Origin of the sequence: Microbacterium sp. CSI-V (assembly GCF_001984105.1) — a bacterium.
Lineage (GTDB): Bacteria > Actinomycetota > Actinomycetes > Actinomycetales > Microbacteriaceae > Microbacterium.
The window spans coordinates 1,389,509-1,408,409 of sequence record NZ_MTQM01000009.1; the positions used below are offsets into that span (position 1 = coordinate 1,389,509).

Genomic DNA, 18,901 nt, shown 5'->3' on the forward strand with positions numbered 1-18,901 from the left:
AGACCGCGTCCCCCGAACCCGCACACGTGCGGTCCGGGGGACGCGGTGTTCGAGGCCGGCTCAGGCCAGGACGGCCGCCTCGTGCTTCGGAGCGGGGACCCCGAGCAGCAGATCGGCGGCCTTCTCGCCGATCATGATCGACGGCGCGTTCGTGTTCGCACTCGGCACGAAGGGCATGACCGAGGCGTCCGCGACGCGCAGGCCCTGGATGCCGCGCACCCGCAGGTCCGGATCGACGACGGCCCCGGCATCCTGGCCCATCCGGCACGTGCCGACCTGGTGGTGATAGGTGCCCACCATCCGCCGGGCGTAGTCGCGCAGTTCATCCCGCGTCGTGACGTCGGCACCCGGCGCGAACTCCGCCTTGCGGAACGGAGCCAGGGCGTCCTGAGCCCCCACGGTGCGGGAGAGCTCGATCGCGTCGACCATCGCCTCGAGGTCGCGCTCGTCGGCGAAGATGTTCGGGTCCACGAGCGGGGCGACCGTGGCATCCGCGGATGCCAGCCGGATCGTGCCGCGCGAGTACGGCCGCACCGTTCCGGCGACGATCGTGTACCCCTGCTCGGGGGCGGCGCCGCCGTCGGTCGGGTACGGGAGGTGGATGAACAGGGGCTGCAGGTCGGGCGCGGGACCGTCCCACTCCGAGGAGCGCGCGTAGAACTGGCTCTCCAGGAGGTTCCACTGACCCGCGGGGACGGGGTCGGTCGATTCGTACAGCACGCTGACCAGCAGGTGGTCGTGCAGGTTCTCCCCCACGCCGGGGACGTCGGCGACGACGTCCACGCCGATCTCCTGGAGGTGCTCGCGCGGTCCGATGCCCGAGCGCAGGAGGATCGCGGGCGATCCGATCGCACCGGCCGAGACGATGATCTCGGATCGCGCGGAGGCGCGAGCGATCGCGCCGTCGACCGAGTACTCGACGCCGACGGCACGGCCGTCCTCGACGAGGACGCGGTGGACCAGTGCTCCCGCGGTGACCGCCAGGAGATCGCTGTCCGCGATCGGGGCGACGTAGGCCTGCCACGCGCTGTGGCGCTGACCGTCCTTGGTCGTGGTGTGGTTGAAGCCCGCACCGTCCAGGCGATCGCGGTTGAAGTCATCGGTGCGGTCGAGGCCCGCCTGGACCGCGGCCTCCACGAACGCGGCCGCCACGGGGTTGCGCTTGTCCTCGGGGATCCGCTCGACGTGGAGAGGTCCGCCGCTGCCGTGGTACTCGTCGGCCCCGTCCGCGTGGTCCTCGGACCGGAGGAAGTAGGGCAGGACATCGCTCCAGGACCACCCGTCGGCGCCGGCCGCGGCCCAGCCGTCGTAGTCGCTGCGATCTCCCCGCATGTAGATCATGCCGTTGAGCGAGCTGGATCCGCCGAGGGTCCTCCCCCGGGGCCAGTACACCACGCGCCCGCCGAGGTGCTCCTGCGGCGTCGTCATCACCGCCCAGTCGTTCTCGGACATGAGCAGGGCCGGCCACCCCTGCGGGGAGTGGATGTGGGGGCTGCTGTCGACGCCGCCCGCTTCGATGACGTGGACGCTGTGGCCCGCGTCGACGAGCCGGCGCACGATCGCACTTCCCGCCGAGCCGGCTCCGACGACGACGTAGTCGGCGGTGTCGGTGAGATCTGCCATTGTCGTTCCTCCTTGAACAGAGGGCGCTGTCGCCCTGTGCCTAGAAGAATGCGCGCGGCCGGTCCGCCCGGGTACGCCTCGCGCGCACGATGGTGTGCCCGACGCGCATCGGACCCGGCTGCGCGGCGATCAGTGCGGATCGAGCAGGAAGTTGGTGATGCGGGCGGTCGCGAGGTGAGCGCCGTCCTCGTGCTCGATGACGATCTGGTGACTCGTGGAGCGCGCGCCGAGATGCAGCGGCGTCGCGGTGGCGCGGATGGTCCCCGCCCGTGCGCCGCGGTGGTGCGTGATGTTCAGGTCCACCCCCACGCAGACCTTGCCGTGGGTCGAGGCGTAGACCAGCGCCGCCCAGGATCCGACCGCTTCGGCGAGCGCGGCACTCCCCCCGCCGTGCAGACGGCCGAGGGATTGGGTGTTGCCCGCGACGGGCATCGTGGCCACGACCGCCCGGACCGACTGCTCCACGACGGTGATCCCGAGCTTCTCGTCGAGGGCGCCGAGAGCGATCCGCCACGGCTCCTGCGGGCCGGCTTTCGCTTCGGCATCCACGGCGCTCACGATTCCCCTCGCGGCGCCCGGTCGAGCCCGTCCAGCGCGATACGCAGGACGTCGTCGGCGAGGCGGTCCGGCGTGACCGGTCCACCGGGTCGGTACCACTCGGTGAGGGAGTTGACCATCCCGAAGATGAGGCGCGTGGCGACGGAGGCCTCGATGTCGTCGGCGAGAGCGCCCTCCGCCTGGGCGTCGCGGACGATCGCGGTGACACGGTGGTCGAACGAGCGGCGTCGCTCGAGCGCCGCGCGCTCGATGTCGCTGTTCCCCCGGACACGCAGCAGGAGGGTGACCTGGGGAAGCTTCGCGGCGAGGACCGCGACCGCGCCGGCGACGATGTGCCGCAACCGGTCGATGGCGACGTCGTGGGCGGCGAGGGCTTCGTCGAGGGCCCCCTCCAGGGCGGAGAGCGCATCGTCGAGGGCGACGCGCAGGATCGCTTCCTTCGACTCGACGTGGTGATAGAGCGCGGACTTCGTCAGTCCGAGCTTCGTGGCGAGGTCCGCGACGCTCGTCGCGTCGTAGCCCTGGTCGTTGAACAGCTGAACGGCGATCGTGATCACCTGCTCGCGGTCGTACCCGGGACGGCCGCGGCGTACCGCGGCCTGCGTCGCATCCACCGTCATGCCTCCAGTCTGGCCCCTCGCCGGGCGGGGCCCGACGGTCGCGGCATCCCGACTGTGCCGGGGACGCCCGATCGTGTGCCCCGCACGCACCCCGTCACGTCGACCGAGCGGCCGTCCTTGCCGAGGAGCGGGACTCTTGACACTATTACTGAACGCTCGTTCTGCAAAGCGTCGAGGGCGACGGAGAGGATGACGATGTCCGAGGCTTACCTGATCGGCGGCGCACGCACACCGGTCGGCCGCTACGGCGGCGCGCTGTCGGGGGTCCGCCCCGACGATCTCGCCGCCCTCGTCGTGCGCGCGGCGGTCGATCGCGCCGGGGTCCCGGCGGCCGCGATCGACGAGGTGATCCTCGGCGCGGCGAACCAGGCGGGTGAGGACAACCGCAACGTCGCGCGCATGGCGGTGCTGCTGGCGGGTCTGCCCGACGAGATCCCCGGAATCACCGTCAACCGACTGTGCGCCTCGGGCATGTCCGCGATCACCCTCGCCGCGAACGCCGTCCGCGCCGGCGACGCCGACATCGTGGTCGCCGGCGGTGTCGAATCCATGACCCGCGCGCCCTGGGTGCAGGCCAAGCCCGCCCGCGCGTGGGCCAAGCCGGGCGAGGCGTACGACACGTCCATCGGCTGGCGCTTCACCAACCCGCGGCTCACGGCCCGCGACAAGGCCGCGTACTCCATGCCGGAGACCGCCGAAGAGGTGGCGCGCCTCGACGGCGTGACCCGCGCGGACGCCGATGCGTTCGCCCTGCGCAGCCACGCCCGCGCCGTCGCCGCGATCGACGCGGGCCGCTTCGCCGCCGAGATCGTGCCCGTGCCGACCGCGGGCGGAACCGTCGACACCGACGAGGGCCCGCGCCGCGACACGTCCGCCGAGGTCCTCGCGAAGCTCCGCCCCGTCGTCGCGGGCGGGGACGTCGTGACGGCGGGCAACTCCAGTTCGCTCAACGACGGAGCGTCCGCCCTCGTCGTGGCCAGCGCCGCGGCCGTGCAGCGCTACGGGCTCATCCCCCGGGCCCGGGTCGTCTCCCACGCCGCCGCCGCGCTGGCACCCGAGATCATGGGGCTCGGCCCCGTCCCCTCCACCGAGAAGGCGCTCGCCAAGGCGGGGCTCGGCGTGGGCGATCTCGGCGCGGTCGAGCTGAACGAGGCCTTCGCGAGCCAGTCGCTCGCCTCCATCCGGAGGCTCGGTCTCGACGCCGACATCGTCAATGCCGACGGGGGCGCGATCGCCCTCGGCCACCCCCTCGGATCGAGCGGTTCGCGACTCGTCGTCACCCTCATGGGCCGCCTCGAACGCGAAGACGCCCGCTACGGGCTCGCGACCATGTGCGTCGGCGTGGGGCAGGGGCAGGCGATCATCATCGAGCGCGTGACGGAGGTCCGGGATGCCTGACCCCTCCGTGCGACTCGAGGAGGGCGCCGATCGGGTCGTCGCGACCCTCGACCGACCCGCCACCCGCAACGCGATCGACCAGCGGATGGTGGACGAGCTGCACGACCTGTGCGCGCACCTCGAGACCACCCCGAAGACGCTCATCCTCACCGGGGCGGACGGCGTGTTCGCCTCCGGCGCCGACATCGCGCAGCTCCGCGAGCGCACCGCCGCCGACGCGCGGCGCGGCATCAACTCCACCGTCTTCCGGCGGATCCGCGCCCTGCCGATGCCGGTCATCGCCGCCGTGGACGGGTACGCGCTCGGGGGTGGCGCCGAGCTCGCCTACGCGGCCGACATCCGGATCGCGACGCCCCGCGCCCGGTTCGGCAACCCCGAGACGAGCCTCGGGATCATCGCGGCCGCCGGTGCCACCTGGCGCCTGCCCGAGATCGTCGGTCACGCCCGCGCGAGCGACCTCCTCCTCACCGGACGCACCGTCGACGCGGACACCGCCCTCGACTGGGGGCTCGTGTCGGCCCTGCACGAGCCCGCCGCGCTGCTGACCGCCGCGCACGAGCTCGCCGACCGGATCGCACGCAACAGCCCCCGCGCGACGGAACTCACCAAACGCGCCCTGCTGGCGCCGCCGGAAGCTCATCCGGCGATCGAGCTCGAGCTGCAGGCCGAACTCTTCGACAGCGACGACAAGCGCGCCCGCATGACCGCGTTCCTGGAGCGGCGCGCACGGAAGGACCAGCGATGAGCGACCAGACCACCACGGACACGCCCGCCGTCGTCCCCGCCCGCGTCGGCGTTCTCGGGGGCGGACGGATGGGAGCGGGAATCGCGCACGCCTTCCTCCTCGCCGGCAGCCGCGTCGACGTCGTCGAGCGCGACCGCGCGTCCGCCGAGGCCGCGGCCGACCGCATCCGCCAGAGCGTCGTCCGCTCCGTCGAGCGCCGCGCCACGTCGAGATCCGCGGCCGAGGTGGATGCCGCTCTCTCCGTCGGCACGGACCTCGACGTCTTCGCCGCGGCCGAGCTCGTCATCGAGGCCGTGCCCGAGGACCGCGCCCTCAAGGAGGATGCGCTCGCCCGGATCGAGCGCACCCTGCCCGCGGCATCCGCTCTGGCCAGCAACACCTCGTCGATCTCGATCGACGCGCTGGGAGCCGCACTCCGCCGCCCCGACCGGCTGCTCGGGCTGCACTTCTTCAACCCCGTGCCCACCTCGGCGCTCGTCGAGGTGGTCCTGGGCAGCGCCACCGCCCCCGCCCTCGCCGACGCGGCGCGCGGGTGGGTCGCGGCGATCGGCAAGACCGCCGTCACGGTGCGCGACTCTCCCGGTTTCGCCTCCAGCCGCCTGGGCGTGATGCTCGGCCTCGAGGCGATCCGCATGCTCGAGGAGGGCGTCGCCTCGGCCGCCGACATCGACACCGCGATGGAGCTCGGGTACCGGCATCCGATGGGCCCGCTGCGCACGACCGACATCGTCGGCCTCGACGTGCGCCTGGGCATCGCCGAAGAACTCGAGGCGGCGTTCGGCGAACGCTTCGCCCCTCCCGCACTGCTGCGACGTCTCGTCGCCGAAGGGCACCTGGGCCGCAAGAGCGGCTCGGGCTTCTACGAATGGAGTGAGTGATGACCCGGCTGTTGGAGAGCTACGTGCAGGATGCCTGGTGGTCGCCGGCCGACACCGACGACATCGACGCGACGAGCGTGCGCGACGCGTCGACGGGTGAGGAGGTCGGCCGGGTGAGCACCGCCGGCCTCGACCTGCCCGCGGTCCTGACCCACGCGCGCACGGTCGGCCAGGACAGCCTCGGCGCCCTGACCTTCCACCAGCGCGCGCTGCTGCTGAAGCAGTTCGCGATCGCGCTCACCGAGCGCAAGGCGGAGCTCTACGCGCTCTCGGCGCACACGGGAGCGACCGCGCGCGACAACCTCAGCGACGTCGACGGCGGCATCGGTGTGCTGTTCACGTACTCGTCGAAGGGCCGGCGCGAGCTGCCCAACTCCCGGATCATCGTCGACGGGCCGCCCGAGCCGCTGTCGAAGGACGGCTCGTTCCTGGGACGGCACGTGTACACGCGCCTGTCCGGGGTCGCGGTGCAGATCAACGCGTTCAACTTCCCCGTCTGGGGAGCACTGGAGAAGTTCGCCCCCGCGTTCCTGGCCGGCGTTCCCACGATCGTGAAGCCGGCGACCCCGACCGGCTACGTGGCCGAGGCGTGGGTGCGGATCCTCGTCGAGTCGGGGCTGCTGCCCGCCGGCTCTCTGCAGCTGGTCAGCGGCAGCGTGCCGGGGCTCCTCGAAGCGCTCGACCTCGGTGACAGCGTCGGCTTCACCGGCAGTGCGGCGACGGCGGAGCGTCTGCGTTCGCGCGTGCGGCACGGGGTGCGGTTCACCAGCGAGACCGACTCGATCAACGCGTCGGTCCTCGGCCCCGACGCGACCCCCGGAACCCCCGAGTTCGATGCGTACGTGCGGCAGCTGTTCGCCGAGATGGTGACCAAGGCCGGGCAGAAGTGCACCGCGATCCGCCGGGCGATCGTGCCGGAAGAGGTCCGTCCCGCGATCGTGGAGGCGCTGACGCAGACGATCTCCACGCGCGTGGTGATCGGCGATCCCCGAGCCGAGGGGGTGACGATGGGTCCCCTCGTCTCGACGGAGCAGCGCGACGAGGTGCGCCGGAGCGTCCGCGCCCTGGTGGATGCCGGCGGCCACCTCGTCGTCGGATCGCTCGAGGACCCGCCGGTGCGCCGTGCCGACGGGACCACCGGCCCCGCGGACGGGGGCGCGTTCCTGGAGCCGCTCGTGGTGTCCTTCGACGCCGCCGACGCCGAGGCGGGGAGCGCCGTGCACGAGATCGAGGCGTTCGGGCCGGTGACGAGCCTGCTCGGCTACCGGAGCATCGACGAGGCCGTCGCCCTCGTCCGCCGCGGTGGCGGATCGCTCGTCACGAGCGTCGCGACCCACGACCCGGAGGTCGCCGTCGCGCTCGTCTCGGGCATCGGCGCCTACAACGGGCGCGTGCTCGTGCTCGATCGCGATGACGCGCGCACCTCGACCGGGCACGGCTCCCCCGTGCCGCACCTCGTCCACGGCGGCCCCGGCCGCGCGGGCGGCGGCGAGGAACTGGGCGGCATCCGCGCCGTCCTCCACTACATGCAGCGCACCGCGATCCAGGGGACGCCGCGCATGCTGACCGCCCTCACGGGGGTGTGGCACACCGGAGCTGCGGCCGACGCGACCGGAACGCACCCGTTCCGCAAGCCGCTGACAGACCTCCGCATCGGCGACCGCGTCGACTCGACCGAGCGCGAGGTGACGCTCGCGGACATCGAGACGTTCGCGCGCTTCACGGGTGACACCTTCTACGCCCACATGGACGAGGACGCGGCCGCCGCGAACCCGTTCTTCCCGGGGCGGGTCGCCCACGGGTACCTGCTCGTGTCGTGGGCGGCGGGCCTGTTCGTCGACCCCGACCCGGGCCCCGTCCTGGCCAACTCGGGCCTGGAGAACCTCCGCTTCGTCACCCCCGTCGTGCCCGGCGACCGCATCCGCGTGACGCTCACCGCGAAGCAGATCACGCCGCGCGAGACCGACGAGTACGGCGAGGTCCGGTGGGATGCCGTCATCCGCAACGATCGCGACGAGCTCGTGGCCGAGTACGACGTCCTGACCCTCGTGGCGAAGGAGTGGCCGACCGCGGCGGAGGCCGTGGCGTGAGCGGTGCCGCCGACATGATGGCTCGGGATGCGGCATCCGCCCTGCTCGGGATGGTCGTCGAGCGCGCCGAGCCGGGGGACGCGCTCGTGACGATGACCGTCCGCCCCGACATGCTGAACGGGTTCGCGATCACCCACGGCGGGTTCGTCTTCGCCCTCGCCGACACCGCCTTCGCGATCGCGTGCAACGAGGACGATCGGGTGACGGTCGCCGCGGGGGCCGACATCGCGTTCCTCCGCTCCACCGCGGCGGGCCAGACCCTGACCGCGCACGCCGTCCGGCGCGCGCGGTCGGGGCGCACCGGCCTCTACGACGTGCGCGTCTCGGACGAATCCGGCGCGATCGTCGCGGAGGTGCGCGGGCGGTCGGTCACGACGAACCGCACGCCTCCGGACTGAGCGGGCCCCGCCCTCCGCACGGAGCGAGCCCCCGTCCGATGCGGACGGGGGCTCGCGACGGTGTGGCGTCCCTCAGCGCTGGATGACCTTGGGCGCTGCGACCGCCTTGAGTCCTGCGACGCCGAACTCCTGGCCGTAGCCGGATGCCTTGATGCCGCCGAACGGCACGTGCGGGTTGATCGCGCCGTGCTGGTTGATCCAGACGGTGCCGGCCTGGACGCGCGCGGCGACGGCGATCGCGTCCTCCGGGTCGTTCGCCCACACCGAGGCGCCGAGTCCCTGCGAGGAGGCGTTGGCGCGGGCGAGGGCGTCCTCGATGTCCGTGTACTTGATCACGGGCACGACGGGCCCGAACTGCTCCTCGTCGACGAGCGGGGCGCCGTCCTCGATGTCGGCGACGATGGTGGTCTCGTAGAACAGCGGGCCGAGTTCGGTGGCCGGCCGACCGCCCGCGACGATCCGCGCGCCGCGCGCACGGGCGTCGTCGACGAGGTCGCGGACGATGTCGAACTGCTTCTCGTTCTGCAGGGGCCCGAGGACGGTGTCCTCGCTCAGGCCGTTGCCCATCGGCATCGCCGCGGCCAGGCCCGCGAGCGCCTGGACGACGTCTTCGTACTGCGACTCGTGGACGTACAGCCGCTTGAGCGCGGCGCAGGTCTGGCCCGTGTTGATGAAGATGCCCCAGAACAGACCCTCCGCGATCGCGGCGACGTCCGTGCCCGGCAGGACGATCCCGGCGTCGTTACCGCCGAGCTCGAGGGTCAGACGGGCCAGGTTGTGCGCCGACGACTCCACGATCTTGCGTCCGGTCGCGGTCGATCCGGTGAACATGATCTTGGCGAACCCCGGGTGGCCCGCGATCGCGGCGCCCACCTCGCGATCGCCGGAGATGCCGGTCAGCACGCCCTCGGGCAGGTGCCGGTTGAAGACCTCGATGAGGGCGAGGACCGAGAGCGGCGTGAACTCGCTGGGCTTGGCGACGACGGTGTTCCCCATCCGCAGCGACGGGCCGATCTGCCACACGCTGATCATCATCGGCCAGTTCCAGGGACCGATCGCCCCGATGACGCCGAGCGGGTCGTAGTGCACCTCGGCGCGAGACCCCTCGTGCTCGAAGACCACCTCGGGCTCGAGCGGGGTGTCGGCGGCGGTGCGCAGCCAGAGGGCGCACGCCCCGACCTCGAATCGGGCGTTGGGGCCGTTGAGCGGCTTGCCCTGTTCCCGTGAGAGGAGCCGGGCGAGTTCTTCGGCGTGGGCTTCGATGTCGTCGGCGATCTCGTTCAGGATGCGGCCGCGCTCCGCGTGACCGAGGGCGGCCCAGGCCGGCTGCGCCGCCTCCGCCGCCGCCACGGCGCGGTCCAGGTCGGCGAGCGTGTGCACCGGCGCGTAGCCGATGATCTCTCGCGTGGCGGCGTCCGGAATCGGGCGGCCCTCGCCCTCGGGCACCGAGACGGACTCGGTGATCGTGACTGCGGTGCTCACAGTGGTCCTCCTTGTCGGGCGGACGACGGCGTCCGCTGTGTCCGACGGTAGGAAGCGTGCGCGGACGTGCACAGGCTCGGGCGCCCATCGTGCACGCCGTGCACACTCCTGTGCACCCTCCGCCCACTCGATTTCCTGACCGATCGTTTGGATAATGGCATCCGTGATGAAGGAGTCACCCATGCCGACGACCGCCGCCCCCGCCGACGCGCTCACGCTGACCTCCCCCGAGCTGCGGGCGACACAGCTCGCACGCCTGCAGTGGACCGTGCGCCACGCCTACGAGAACGTTCCGCTGTACCGCGCGAAGTTCGACGACGCCGGGGTCTCCCCCGCCGACATCCGAAGCCTCGACGACGTGCGGCTACTCCCCTTCACGACGAAGGAGGATCTTCGCGCCACGTACCCGTTCGGCATGTTCGCCGTACCGATGGCGGACGTGCGCCGCATCCACGCCTCGTCGGGGACGACGGGCCGCCCCACCGTCGTGGGCTACACCGCCGGCGACCTCGACCGCTGGGCGGACCTCATCGCCCGTTCCCTGGCCGCAGCGGGCATCCGCCCCGGCGACCGGGTGCACAACGCGTACGGCTACGGCCTGTTCACCGGCGGCCTCGGAGCGCACGCGGGCATCGAGCGCCTCGGCGCCACCGTGATCCCGATGTCCGGGGGCCAGACGGCGCGGCAGGTGCAGCTGATCACCGACTTCCAGCCGACGGCGATCCTGTGCACGCCGAGCTACCTGCTCACGATCGCGGATGCCATCGAAGAGGCGGGCCTCGACCCCCGCGAGACGTCGCTCCGCGTGGCCGTGCTCGGTGCGGAGCCGTGGACCAACCAGATGCGGCAGGAGATCGAACGCCGCCTGAACATCGACGCCGTGGACATCTACGGGCTCAGCGAAGTGATGGGGCCGGGCGTCGCGAGCGAGAGCGCGCTCACCAAGGACGGCCCGCACGTCTGGGAGGACCACTTCCTCCCGGAGACGATCGACGGCGACACGGGAACGCCCCTCCCTGACGGGGAGATCGGCGAGCTCGTGTTCACCTCGCTCACGAAGGAGGCGTTCCCGGTCATCCGCTACCGGACGCGCGACCTCACGCGCCTCCTCCCGGGCACGGCCTACCCGACCATGCGCCGCATCGAGAAGATCACGGGCCGCAACGACGACATGATCATCCTGCGCGGCGTGAACCTCTTCCCGACGCAGATCGAGGAGCTGGTCATCGGCATCGAGTCCCTCACCCCGTATTTCGTGCTCGAGCTCACGCGCGAGGGGCGGATGGATGCCATGACGGTCCGCATCGAGCGGCATCCCGACCTCGAACGGGAGGTGTGCGAGCAGGCCGCCCAGGTCCTGCGCCAGCGCATCAAGGTGCACATCGGCACGACCGTGGCCGTGCGGGTGGAGGAGCCCGGAACCCTCCCCCGCAGCGAGGGGAAATACAAGCGCGTCTACGACCTGCGCGCTTGATAACTGAACGATCGTTCTGTAAATTGTCGAACACCGCCACCGAGGAGCAGACAATGACCGCACCCACTCCGACCGAACTCCAGGACGAGTTCGACGCGCTCATCGCCGCCGAACAGCGCATCGAGCCCCGGGACTGGATGCCCGAGGCGTATCGGAAGACCCTCATCCGCCAGATCTCCCAGCACGCGCACTCCGAGATCATCGGGATGCAGCCCGAGGGGAACTGGATCACCCGCGCGCCGAGCCTCGCGCGCAAGGCGATCCTGCTGGCGAAGGTCCAGGACGAGGCGGGCCACGGCCTGTACCTCTACTCCGCCGCGCAGACCCTCGGCATCACCCGCGACGAGATGACCCGCCAGCTCATCGAGGGCCGCGCCAAGTACTCCTCGATCTTCAACTACCCGACCCCCACCTGGGCCGACATGGGCGCGATCGGCTGGCTCGTCGACGGCGCCGCGATCTGCAACCAGGTGCCGCTGTGCCGGGCGTCCTACGGGCCGTACGGACGCGCGATGGTCCGCATCTGCAAGGAGGAGTCGTTCCACCAGCGGCAGGGCTTCGAGATCCTGCTGACGCTGATGCGCGGCACCGACGCCCAGCGGGCGATGGCGCAGGAGAGCGTGAACCGCTGGTACTGGCCGTCGCTCATGATGTTCGGCCCGCCCGACGACCAGTCGCCGAACTCGGCGCAGTCCACGGCGTGGAAGATCAAGCGGTTCTCCAACGACGAACTGCGTCAGCGGTTCATCGGCATGCTCGTCCCGCAGGCCGAGGTCCTGGGCGTGACCCTCCCCGACCCCGAACTGCGCTGGGACGAGAAGGAGGAGCGCTGGCATACGAGCGAGATCGATTGGACCGAGTTCCACGAGGTCATCGCCGGTCGCGGGCCGATGAACGCGGTGCGCATCCAGAATCGTCGCGACGCGCACGAGCGGGGCGCCTGGGTGCGCGAAGCGGCCGCCGCGTACGCCGCGAAGAAGTCCGCGGTCACGACCGAGGCGGCGGCCTGATGCCCACGCCCGGCGGTGACCCCACCGAAACCTGGCCGCTGTGGGAGGTCTTCGTCCGCGCGAACCGCGGCCTGAGCCACGTGCACGTCGGCTCGCTCCACGCGCCCGATGCCGATCTCGCCGTCCGCAACGCCCGCGATCTCTACACGCGGCGCAGCGAAGGCGTCTCGATCTGGGTCGTCCCCTCGGATGCCGTCACGACCAGCGATCCCGGATCCAAGGGCGCGTTCTTCGAGTCGCCCGCGGGCAAGAACTACCGCCACGCCGTCCACTACACGGCGTCGGAGGGGGTGCCCCACCTATGACCGCTCACGACACGACCGACATCGACGATCCGCACGGCGACGTGTCCGTCGACGTGCACACGCTGTCCGACGAGCTGCAGGGCGCGGCCGAGCGGGTGAGGACCGCGGAGGTCGCGGAGTACGCCCTGCGCCTCGGCGACGACGCGCTGATCCTCTCGCAGCAGCTCTCGCGCTGGATCGCGAACGCCCCCGAACTCGAGGAGGACGTGGCGTTGGGCAACATCGCCCTCGACCTGCTCGGACACGCCCGATCGCTCCTGCGTTTCGCCGGGTCGTACGACGGACGCAGCGAGGACGATCTCGCTTACTTCCGCGACGAGCCCGAGTTCCGGTGCGCGTGGCTGTTCCAGCAGGACAACGGCGATTTCGCCCACACCATCGCACGTCAGCTGATCGCCTCGGTGTACCAGTACGAGCTGTACAGCCAGCTCGCGGCATCCGCCGATCCCGGGCTCGCCGCCATCGCCGGCAAGGCCGTGAAGGAAGTCGACTACCACCGCGATCACGCCGTGCAGTGGACCCTGCGCCTCGCCGGCGGCACCGCGTTCTCCCGCGAGCGCATGATCGCGGGCCTGACGGACATGTGGCCGTACGTCGACGAGCTGTTCCGCGACGACGCGCTCATCGACGACCTCGAGGGGGTGGCGGTGCGCCCGTCGCGTCTGCGGGGCCGGTTCGACGGCGTCATCGACGCGGTGCTGGCCGAGGAGGGGCTCGACGTCCCCCGGTCACCGATCGCCTCGGGCGGGGGGCGCGAGGGAAGGCACTTCCCGACCCTCGGCTTCCTCCTCGCCGAGATGCAGGTCCTCGCGCGGCAGCACCCGGGGGCGACGTGGTGAGCGCCGACACCGACCTCGACCGGGCCCGCCGGATCTCGGCATCCGTCTGCGATCCCGAGGTTCCCGTGCTGACCATCGACGACCTCGGGGTACTGCGCGACGTCGAGATGCGCGAGGGTGCCGTCGTCGTCACGATCACCCCGACGTATTCGGGGTGCCCCGCGATGGACACCATCCGCGCCGACCTCGTCCTCGCTCTGACCGACGCCGGCTTCGACGACGTGCGCGTGCGCACCGTGCTCTCCCCCGCGTGGACGACCGACTGGATGACCGACGCCGGCAAGCGCAAGCTCATCGAGTACGGCATCGCCCCGCCGACGGGTCGCGCCGCCGTGGGGCCCATCCGCCTGCGCATCGGCGTCCGGTGCCCGCGCTGCGGATCACTCGACACCCGCGAGATCTCCCGCTTCGCCTCGACCTCGTGCAAAGCGCTGTACGAGTGCGTCGAGTGCCGGGAACCCTTCGACCACTTCAAGGTGCACTGAGCATGACGATGACCGAGGTCCGCACGACCGGGCGCCGCCGGGCGCGATTCCACACTCTGCGCGTCGCCGACGTCCGACCCCTGACGGCGGATGCCGTGGAGGTGACGTTCACCGTGCCCGAGGCCCTCGCCGACGCCTTCGACTACGCCCCCGGGCAGTACGTCGCCCTCCGCGCGACGATCGACGGCCAGGAGGTCCGGCGGTCCTACTCCATCTGCCGCCCCCCGACCCCGGGGATGCTCGCGGTGGGCATCAAACGCGACCCCGGCGGACGCTTCTCGTCCTGGGCGCAGACGCAGCTGCGCCCCGGAGACGAGATCGACGTCATGAGCCCGCAGGGCACATTCGTCTCGATGCGGCCCGACGTGTCGACGGGGAACATCGTCGGCATCGCCGCGGGCTCGGGGATCACGCCGATCATGGCGCTCGCGGCATCCTTCCTCTCCGCGTCGGAGACGTCGACGTTCACCCTGCTGTACACGAACCGCTCGTCGACCGACGTGATGTTCGTCGACGAGCTGGCCGATCTGAAGGACCGCTACCCGACGCGGTTCGCGATCCACCACGTACTCTCCCGCGAGCAGCGAACCGCGCCCGTGCTCTCGGGGCGGATCGACGAGGACCGGCTCCGCCTGATCCTGTCGTCGCTGGTGCGTCCCGAAACCGTCGACGAGTGGTTTCTGTGCGGCCCACTCGACCTCGTCCAGCTGTGTCGCGAGGTGCTCGCGAGCGTCGGCGTCGCCGCCGCGGACGTGCGTTTCGAACTGTTCACGACCGGAGAGGCTCCGTCGCGCGGCTCGGGCGGCACCCCCGTCGTGGTGCGCGACGACGAACCCGTGCGGTCGATCGAGGTCACCCTGGACGGGACCTCGGCCACCGTGACATCGCCCGTCAGCGCGCACGAGTCGATCCTCACGGCGGCCCTGCGGGCGCGTCCCGACGTGCCGTTCGCGTGCGCGGGCGGGGTGTGCGGCACGTGCCGCGCACGGGTGGTGTCCGGGAGCGTCCACATGACCGAGAACTACGCGCTCGAACCCGACGAACTCGAGCGCGGGTACGTCTTGACCTGTCAGTCCCACCCGACGAGCGATCGCGTCGTCGTCGACTACGACGTGTGAGGCTCCCGTGATCGACTACGCCCTCGAAGAAGCCGGGACGGATGCCACGCTCGCCGTGATCACCCTGAACAGTCCCGGGAAGCTCAACGCCCTGAACGAGCAGGCCCTGCGCGATCTCGACGCGGCCTACGCGCGGGCCGAAGCCGACGGCGTGCGGGCGCTGCTCCTGCGCGGCGAGGGCCGCGCGTTCTGCGCCGGCCGCGACATCTCGGAGGTCGATCCGCGGAGCGATGACGTGCGGGGGTATCTCGACGGCCTCCTCACCCCACTCCTGCGGCGCATGGCGGAGTTCCCCGCACCGACGTTCGCCTCGGCACAGGGGGCGAGTCTCGGCGTCGGACTGGGACTGCTCATCGCGACGGATGTCGTGTACGTCTCCGCCGACGCCAAGATCGGCTCGCCGTTCGCCGCCCTCGGCGCCACGCTCGATTCGGGCGGACACGCGCTGTTCTTCGACCGGCTCGGCGCTCACCGGATGCTGGATCTCATCTACTCGGGGCAGCTCATGTCGGGCGAGGAAGCGGTGCGCTCCGGGCTGTTCTCGCGCGCACTGCCCGCGGACGACCTGCAGGCGGTCGCCCACGGTGCCGCGACGACGGCGGCATCCGGCCCCACCCGCGCGTTCCTCGAGAGCAAGCGGCTCGTCGCCCGCCTGCGCGACCCGCGGGTCGGGTTCTGGGAGGCGCTGGAGCGGGAGAATCGCGCTCAGGCCGAGCTGTGCGACACCGACGACTATCGCGAGGGGTTCGCGGCGTTCCAGGGAAAGCGGAAGCCGACGTTCCGCGGGCGCTGACGCCGCTTCGCGTTCAGGCCACGCGAGCGGTCGTGACGACCGCCGTCGCGCTGAGCAGTTCCGCGACCGGGTGGTAGGCCACGGGCTCCCCCACCGCGATGTCGGCGGACGGGCCGACGACCCGCAGGCGCACGGTCGATCCGTCGAGCAGGGCGAGGGACACGCCGGCGCCGTCGGCGGCGACGACCAGACCGTCCCACCAGGCGCTCGGGTTGGCGGATGCCATGCAGCGCTGGATCGGGTGGACTGTCGACGAGATCGTGCGGGACATGGCTTCACCTGCCTTCGAGGGATTCGGTGAGATGAAGCTACGGGATGCCGTGGGTGCGGGCGATCCGCGGCGTAGCCGGACGTAACACCCGCGCGAGGCGCCGAGGAACCGGTTCAGTCCGAGACGGGTGCCGCGGGGTGGCGGCGCAGCCCGTCCTCGACGCGGATCAGGAGCTCGGCGGCATCCGCGAACCCCTTCTGGTCGTCGTCGAGGGCGGCGCGCAGACGCTCGGCCCAGTAGGCGTGCAGCTTCTCCACGCTCCGGTCGGCGAGAGGGGTCGGGAGCAGGCGGACCGCCCGCGCGTCGTCGGGTGCCGTCTGGCGTTCGATCATGCCTTTCGCCACCAGCGAGCGGAGCGCGACGCTGCAGTTGCTGCGCTGCAGCGCGGTGGCCTCGGCCACGGCGCTCGGCGAGGTGCCCGGATTGTGGTGCACCCACCGCATCACGAGCGCTTCGGTCCCGGTGAGCGGAACGATGTCGAGTCCGTGGGGACCGTTCGGATCGATCTCACGCGCGATACGCATGACGACGTCGGCGAACGCGGCGAGGACACCATCGGAGACCGCGGGCTGCACCGGGCCACTGTACCATCGGGGAGAATTCAGTTATGCTTTCATAACTATGACGACGAACACCGCCTCCCTCCGCATCCCCGCGGCCGCCTCCTCCTCGCCGTCGAGAGACATCACGACGCCTCTCCTGCTCGTCCTCGGCCTCCTGAGCGCTGTCGCCCCGTTCGCGACCGACCTGTACCTCCCGGCCTTCCCGCAGATGACCACCGACCTGACGGCGTCCGCGACGGCCGTCCAGCTCACGCTGACCGCCTTCCTCGTCGGCGTGACCGCCGGCCAGCTCGTCTTCGGCCCGCTCTCCGACCGATTCGGTCGCGTGCCGCCCCTCGTGTTCGGAGCCGCGCTCTGCGTCGTGGCGAGCGTGGTCGCCGTCTTCGCGCCGAATGTCGGCGTCCTCATCGCCGCGCGCTTGTTCCAGGGTCTCGGCGGCGCGGCCGGCATGGTCATCGGCCGTGCCGTCATCTCCGACCTCGCCACCGGGAAGTCCGCCGCCCGCGCGTTCTCGCTCATGATGCTCGTCGGCGGCGTCGCCCCGGTCGTTGCCCCGCTCCTGGGCGGACTGCTCACCGGGCCGCTCGGCTGGCGAGGGCTCCTGGGGATCGTCCTCGGACTGTCGGTCGCGATGTTCGTCTCCGTGCTGGTGGTCGTGCGGGAGACGCACCTGCGGACGCGCCGCGACGCGCTGCGCGCCGAGCGTGCCGCCTCCGGGTCGCCCCTGCGCGCGCTGCGATCGCGGGCGTTCCTGGGCTACACGATGGTGTTCGCCTTCGGGTTCGCGGTGATGATGGCGTACATCTCGGCATCCCCGTTCGTGTACCAGAACATGCTCGGGCTCGACACCGTCGGCTACGGGCTCCTGTTCGGCCTGAACGCGCTCGCGCTCATGGCCGTGAGCGTGCTGTCGTCCAAGCTCACCGCGACCCGGTCGGTCGAAAGCGTGCTGACGCTCGGGCTCGCGCTCGTGACGGCCTCGACGATCGCGTTCGCCATCCTCGTCTTCTCGGGCGCGCCCGCGTTGTGGCTCGCGGTTCCGCTGCTCACGGCGATCGGGTCGCTCGGCCTGGTGTTCGGCAACGCGACCGCGTTGGCTCTCGGCGCGGTCCCCCAGGTCGCCGGGAGCGCCTCGGCGGTGCTCGGCGCCCTGCAGTTCGGACTCGCCGCCCTGGTCTCCCCGCTCGTGGGCGTCGGCGGCGAGGACACCGCGGCGCCCTTGGCGATCGTCATGGTCGCGGCAGCCGTCGTCGCCGTCGTCGCCCTTGCGATCACCCGGGGACGCTCGACCCGCGTCACGCGCGCGCACTAGCCGCGGCGCGGCCGGGCGTCACCCGAGTTCGGGGGCGATCGCGAGGCGCGTCCCCCACGGGTCGGTGAGGCGCAGGGTGCGACCGTCGTCGGCCGCGGCGATGCCGTGGTCGCGCACGCGTTCGGCGAACGCCTCGACGTCGTCGCGGGTGGGCACGAGGATGCGCACGTCGCCGAGCCCCAGGGTCGCGGCGCGGGGCCCGGCGCCGGCGCTGTGCCACGTGTTCATGCCGAGGTGATGGTGATACCCGCCGGCGGAGAGGAACAGCGCCGAACCCAGGTCCGCGGTCACGTCGAACCCGAGGATGCCCTGGTAGAAGCGGCGCGCCGTGGGGATGTCGCCCACCTGGAGGTGCACGTGTCCGATGGCGGCGGTGACATCCGTCCCGTCCTCTCCGGCCTCGGGGTCGTACCAGCGCTGGAGGAACTGGTTCGGGTCGAGGAACTCCGCCCCCATCTGCACCCGGCCGTCGGCGTGGACCGTCCACTCGTCGCGCGGGCGATCGCGGTAGAGCTCGAGTCCGTTGCCCTCGGGATCGTGGAAGTAGAACGCCTCACTGACGAGGTGGTCGGCGGAGCCTTCGTACAACTGCCCGGCGTGCTGGGCCATGGATGCCAGGGCGGAAGCGAGCCGCGCCTGATCCTGGAACACGATGGCGGTGTGGTAGAGCCCCGCGCCGCGACTGTCGCGGCCCGGCAGGTCCTTCTCCTGCCGCAGCACGATCGACGCGAGACCGCCGCGCCCGAGGGTCGCGGTGGCTCCGGTCTGGTCGAGGACGTCGAGCGTCACCGCGCGCCGGTAGAAGTCGGTCATCGCGTCGAGGTCGCTGACGAGCAGCTCGACGGTGTCCATGCGCGTGCCGTCCGGCGCCGCGCCGGGAGTCGGCACGGCCGGCGCGCTCCACGACGGGGCTGAGTGTGTCGATGCCTGATCCACGAG

At 71.6% G+C, this 18,901-nt stretch carries 20 protein-coding genes; 13 read left to right on the top strand and 7 right to left on the bottom strand.

The window, feature by feature from the left end; all coding sequences use genetic code 11:
- Positions 1–60 precede the first annotated feature (60 nt).
- The 3 genes from CSIV_RS17505 to CSIV_RS17515 form a co-directional block, all read right to left on the bottom strand.
- The gene (locus tag CSIV_RS17505; RefSeq protein WP_077052575.1) at positions 61–1,623 is read right to left on the bottom strand and encodes a GMC family oxidoreductase; all 1,563 of its coding nucleotides are present in this window, start codon (positions 1,621–1,623) and stop codon (positions 61–63) included.
- A gap of 129 nt (positions 1,624–1,752) precedes the next feature.
- A complete protein-coding gene (locus CSIV_RS17510; protein WP_077052576.1) occupies positions 1,753–2,181 on the bottom strand; it encodes a PaaI family thioesterase in 429 nt (142 codons plus the stop codon).
- A complete protein-coding gene (locus CSIV_RS17515) occupies positions 2,178–2,801 on the bottom strand; it encodes a TetR/AcrR family transcriptional regulator (RefSeq protein WP_077052577.1) in 624 nt (207 codons plus the stop codon). Before CSIV_RS17515 ends, CSIV_RS17510 begins: the two co-directional genes overlap by 4 nt.
- Positions 2,802–2,996: 195 nt before the next feature.
- Between CSIV_RS17515 and CSIV_RS17520 the strand changes: the two genes are divergently transcribed.
- Genes CSIV_RS17520 through paaI form a run of 5 tightly spaced genes read left to right on the top strand, consistent with a single transcriptional unit; the run spans position 2,997 to position 8,310 of the window.
- A complete protein-coding gene (locus CSIV_RS17520; protein ID WP_077052749.1) occupies positions 2,997–4,199 on the top strand; it encodes a thiolase family protein in 1,203 nt (400 codons plus the stop codon).
- A complete protein-coding gene (locus CSIV_RS17525; RefSeq protein WP_077052578.1) occupies positions 4,192–4,944 on the top strand; it encodes an enoyl-CoA hydratase/isomerase family protein in 753 nt (250 codons plus the stop codon). The genes CSIV_RS17520 and CSIV_RS17525 overlap by 8 nt, the downstream gene beginning before the upstream one ends.
- Complete coding sequence (locus CSIV_RS17530; protein ID WP_077052579.1) at positions 4,941–5,822, top strand: 3-hydroxyacyl-CoA dehydrogenase family protein; 882 nt, start codon at positions 4,941–4,943, stop codon at positions 5,820–5,822. The genes CSIV_RS17525 and CSIV_RS17530 overlap by 4 nt, the downstream gene beginning before the upstream one ends.
- The gene (paaZ, locus tag CSIV_RS17535) at positions 5,822–7,912 is read left to right on the top strand and encodes a phenylacetic acid degradation bifunctional protein PaaZ (RefSeq protein WP_077052580.1); all 2,091 of its coding nucleotides are present in this window, start codon (positions 5,822–5,824) and stop codon (positions 7,910–7,912) included. The genes CSIV_RS17530 and paaZ overlap by 1 nt, the downstream gene beginning before the upstream one ends.
- Positions 7,909–8,310: a hydroxyphenylacetyl-CoA thioesterase PaaI gene (gene paaI, locus CSIV_RS17540; RefSeq protein ID WP_238592398.1), complete on the top strand. Its 402-nt coding sequence runs from the start codon at positions 7,909–7,911 to the stop codon at positions 8,308–8,310. Before paaZ ends, paaI begins: the two co-directional genes overlap by 4 nt.
- Positions 8,311–8,382: 72 nt before the next feature.
- Here paaI and CSIV_RS17545 read toward each other — a convergent pair whose 3' ends face one another.
- Entirely contained in the window at positions 8,383–9,792 is a 1,410-nt protein-coding gene (locus CSIV_RS17545; protein WP_077052581.1) for an aldehyde dehydrogenase family protein, read from the bottom strand.
- Between the two features lie 181 nt (positions 9,793–9,973).
- Between CSIV_RS17545 and paaK the strand changes: the two genes are divergently transcribed.
- The 7 genes from paaK to CSIV_RS17580 are packed head-to-tail and all read left to right on the top strand — an operon-like array spanning position 9,974 to position 15,816.
- The gene (paaK, locus tag CSIV_RS17550; protein ID WP_077052582.1) at positions 9,974–11,266 is read left to right on the top strand and encodes a phenylacetate--CoA ligase PaaK; all 1,293 of its coding nucleotides are present in this window, start codon (positions 9,974–9,976) and stop codon (positions 11,264–11,266) included.
- Positions 11,267–11,319: 53 nt separating this feature from the next.
- Positions 11,320–12,276 carry a 1,2-phenylacetyl-CoA epoxidase subunit PaaA gene (paaA, locus tag CSIV_RS17555; RefSeq protein WP_077052583.1) on the top strand — a complete coding sequence of 319 codons (957 nt, stop codon included), beginning with the start codon at positions 11,320–11,322 and terminating at the stop codon, positions 12,274–12,276.
- Positions 12,276–12,581: a 1,2-phenylacetyl-CoA epoxidase subunit PaaB gene (gene paaB / locus CSIV_RS17560; protein WP_077052584.1), complete on the top strand. Its 306-nt coding sequence runs from the start codon at positions 12,276–12,278 to the stop codon at positions 12,579–12,581. Before paaA ends, paaB begins: the two co-directional genes overlap by 1 nt.
- Positions 12,578–13,420, top strand: coding sequence for a 1,2-phenylacetyl-CoA epoxidase subunit PaaC (paaC, locus tag CSIV_RS17565; RefSeq protein WP_077052585.1), 843 nt, complete (start codon positions 12,578–12,580; stop codon positions 13,418–13,420). The genes paaB and paaC overlap by 4 nt, the downstream gene beginning before the upstream one ends.
- Entirely contained in the window at positions 13,417–13,905 is a 489-nt protein-coding gene (gene paaD, locus CSIV_RS17570; RefSeq protein WP_077052586.1) for a 1,2-phenylacetyl-CoA epoxidase subunit PaaD, read from the top strand. The genes paaC and paaD overlap by 4 nt, the downstream gene beginning before the upstream one ends.
- Before the next feature lie 2 nt (positions 13,906–13,907).
- Positions 13,908–15,023 (top strand): 1,2-phenylacetyl-CoA epoxidase subunit PaaE, encoded by a 1,116-nt coding sequence (gene paaE, locus CSIV_RS17575; RefSeq protein ID WP_083735206.1) that lies wholly within the window; start codon positions 13,908–13,910, stop codon positions 15,021–15,023.
- Between the two features lie 7 nt (positions 15,024–15,030).
- Complete coding sequence (locus CSIV_RS17580; RefSeq protein WP_077052587.1) at positions 15,031–15,816, top strand: enoyl-CoA hydratase/isomerase family protein; 786 nt, start codon at positions 15,031–15,033, stop codon at positions 15,814–15,816.
- Positions 15,817–15,829: 13 nt separating this feature from the next.
- On the opposite strand, the gene CSIV_RS17585 is transcribed toward CSIV_RS17580, so the two are convergent.
- The gene (locus CSIV_RS17585) at positions 15,830–16,087 is read right to left on the bottom strand and encodes a nuclease (RefSeq protein WP_077052588.1); all 258 of its coding nucleotides are present in this window, start codon (positions 16,085–16,087) and stop codon (positions 15,830–15,832) included.
- A gap of 113 nt (positions 16,088–16,200) precedes the next feature.
- Positions 16,201–16,662: a MarR family winged helix-turn-helix transcriptional regulator gene (locus CSIV_RS17590; RefSeq protein WP_238592399.1), complete on the bottom strand. Its 462-nt coding sequence runs from the start codon at positions 16,660–16,662 to the stop codon at positions 16,201–16,203.
- Between the two features lie 46 nt (positions 16,663–16,708).
- On the opposite strand from CSIV_RS17590, the gene CSIV_RS17595 reads away from it, so the two are divergent.
- Positions 16,709–17,962, top strand: coding sequence for a multidrug effflux MFS transporter (locus tag CSIV_RS17595; protein ID WP_077052589.1), 1,254 nt, complete (start codon positions 16,709–16,711; stop codon positions 17,960–17,962).
- Between the two features lie 18 nt (positions 17,963–17,980).
- Here the strand turns inward: CSIV_RS17595 and CSIV_RS17600 are convergent, their stop codons facing one another.
- Positions 17,981–18,814, bottom strand: coding sequence for a VOC family protein (locus CSIV_RS17600; RefSeq protein WP_077052753.1), 834 nt, complete (start codon positions 18,812–18,814; stop codon positions 17,981–17,983).
- Between the last annotated feature and the right edge of the window lie 87 nt (positions 18,815–18,901).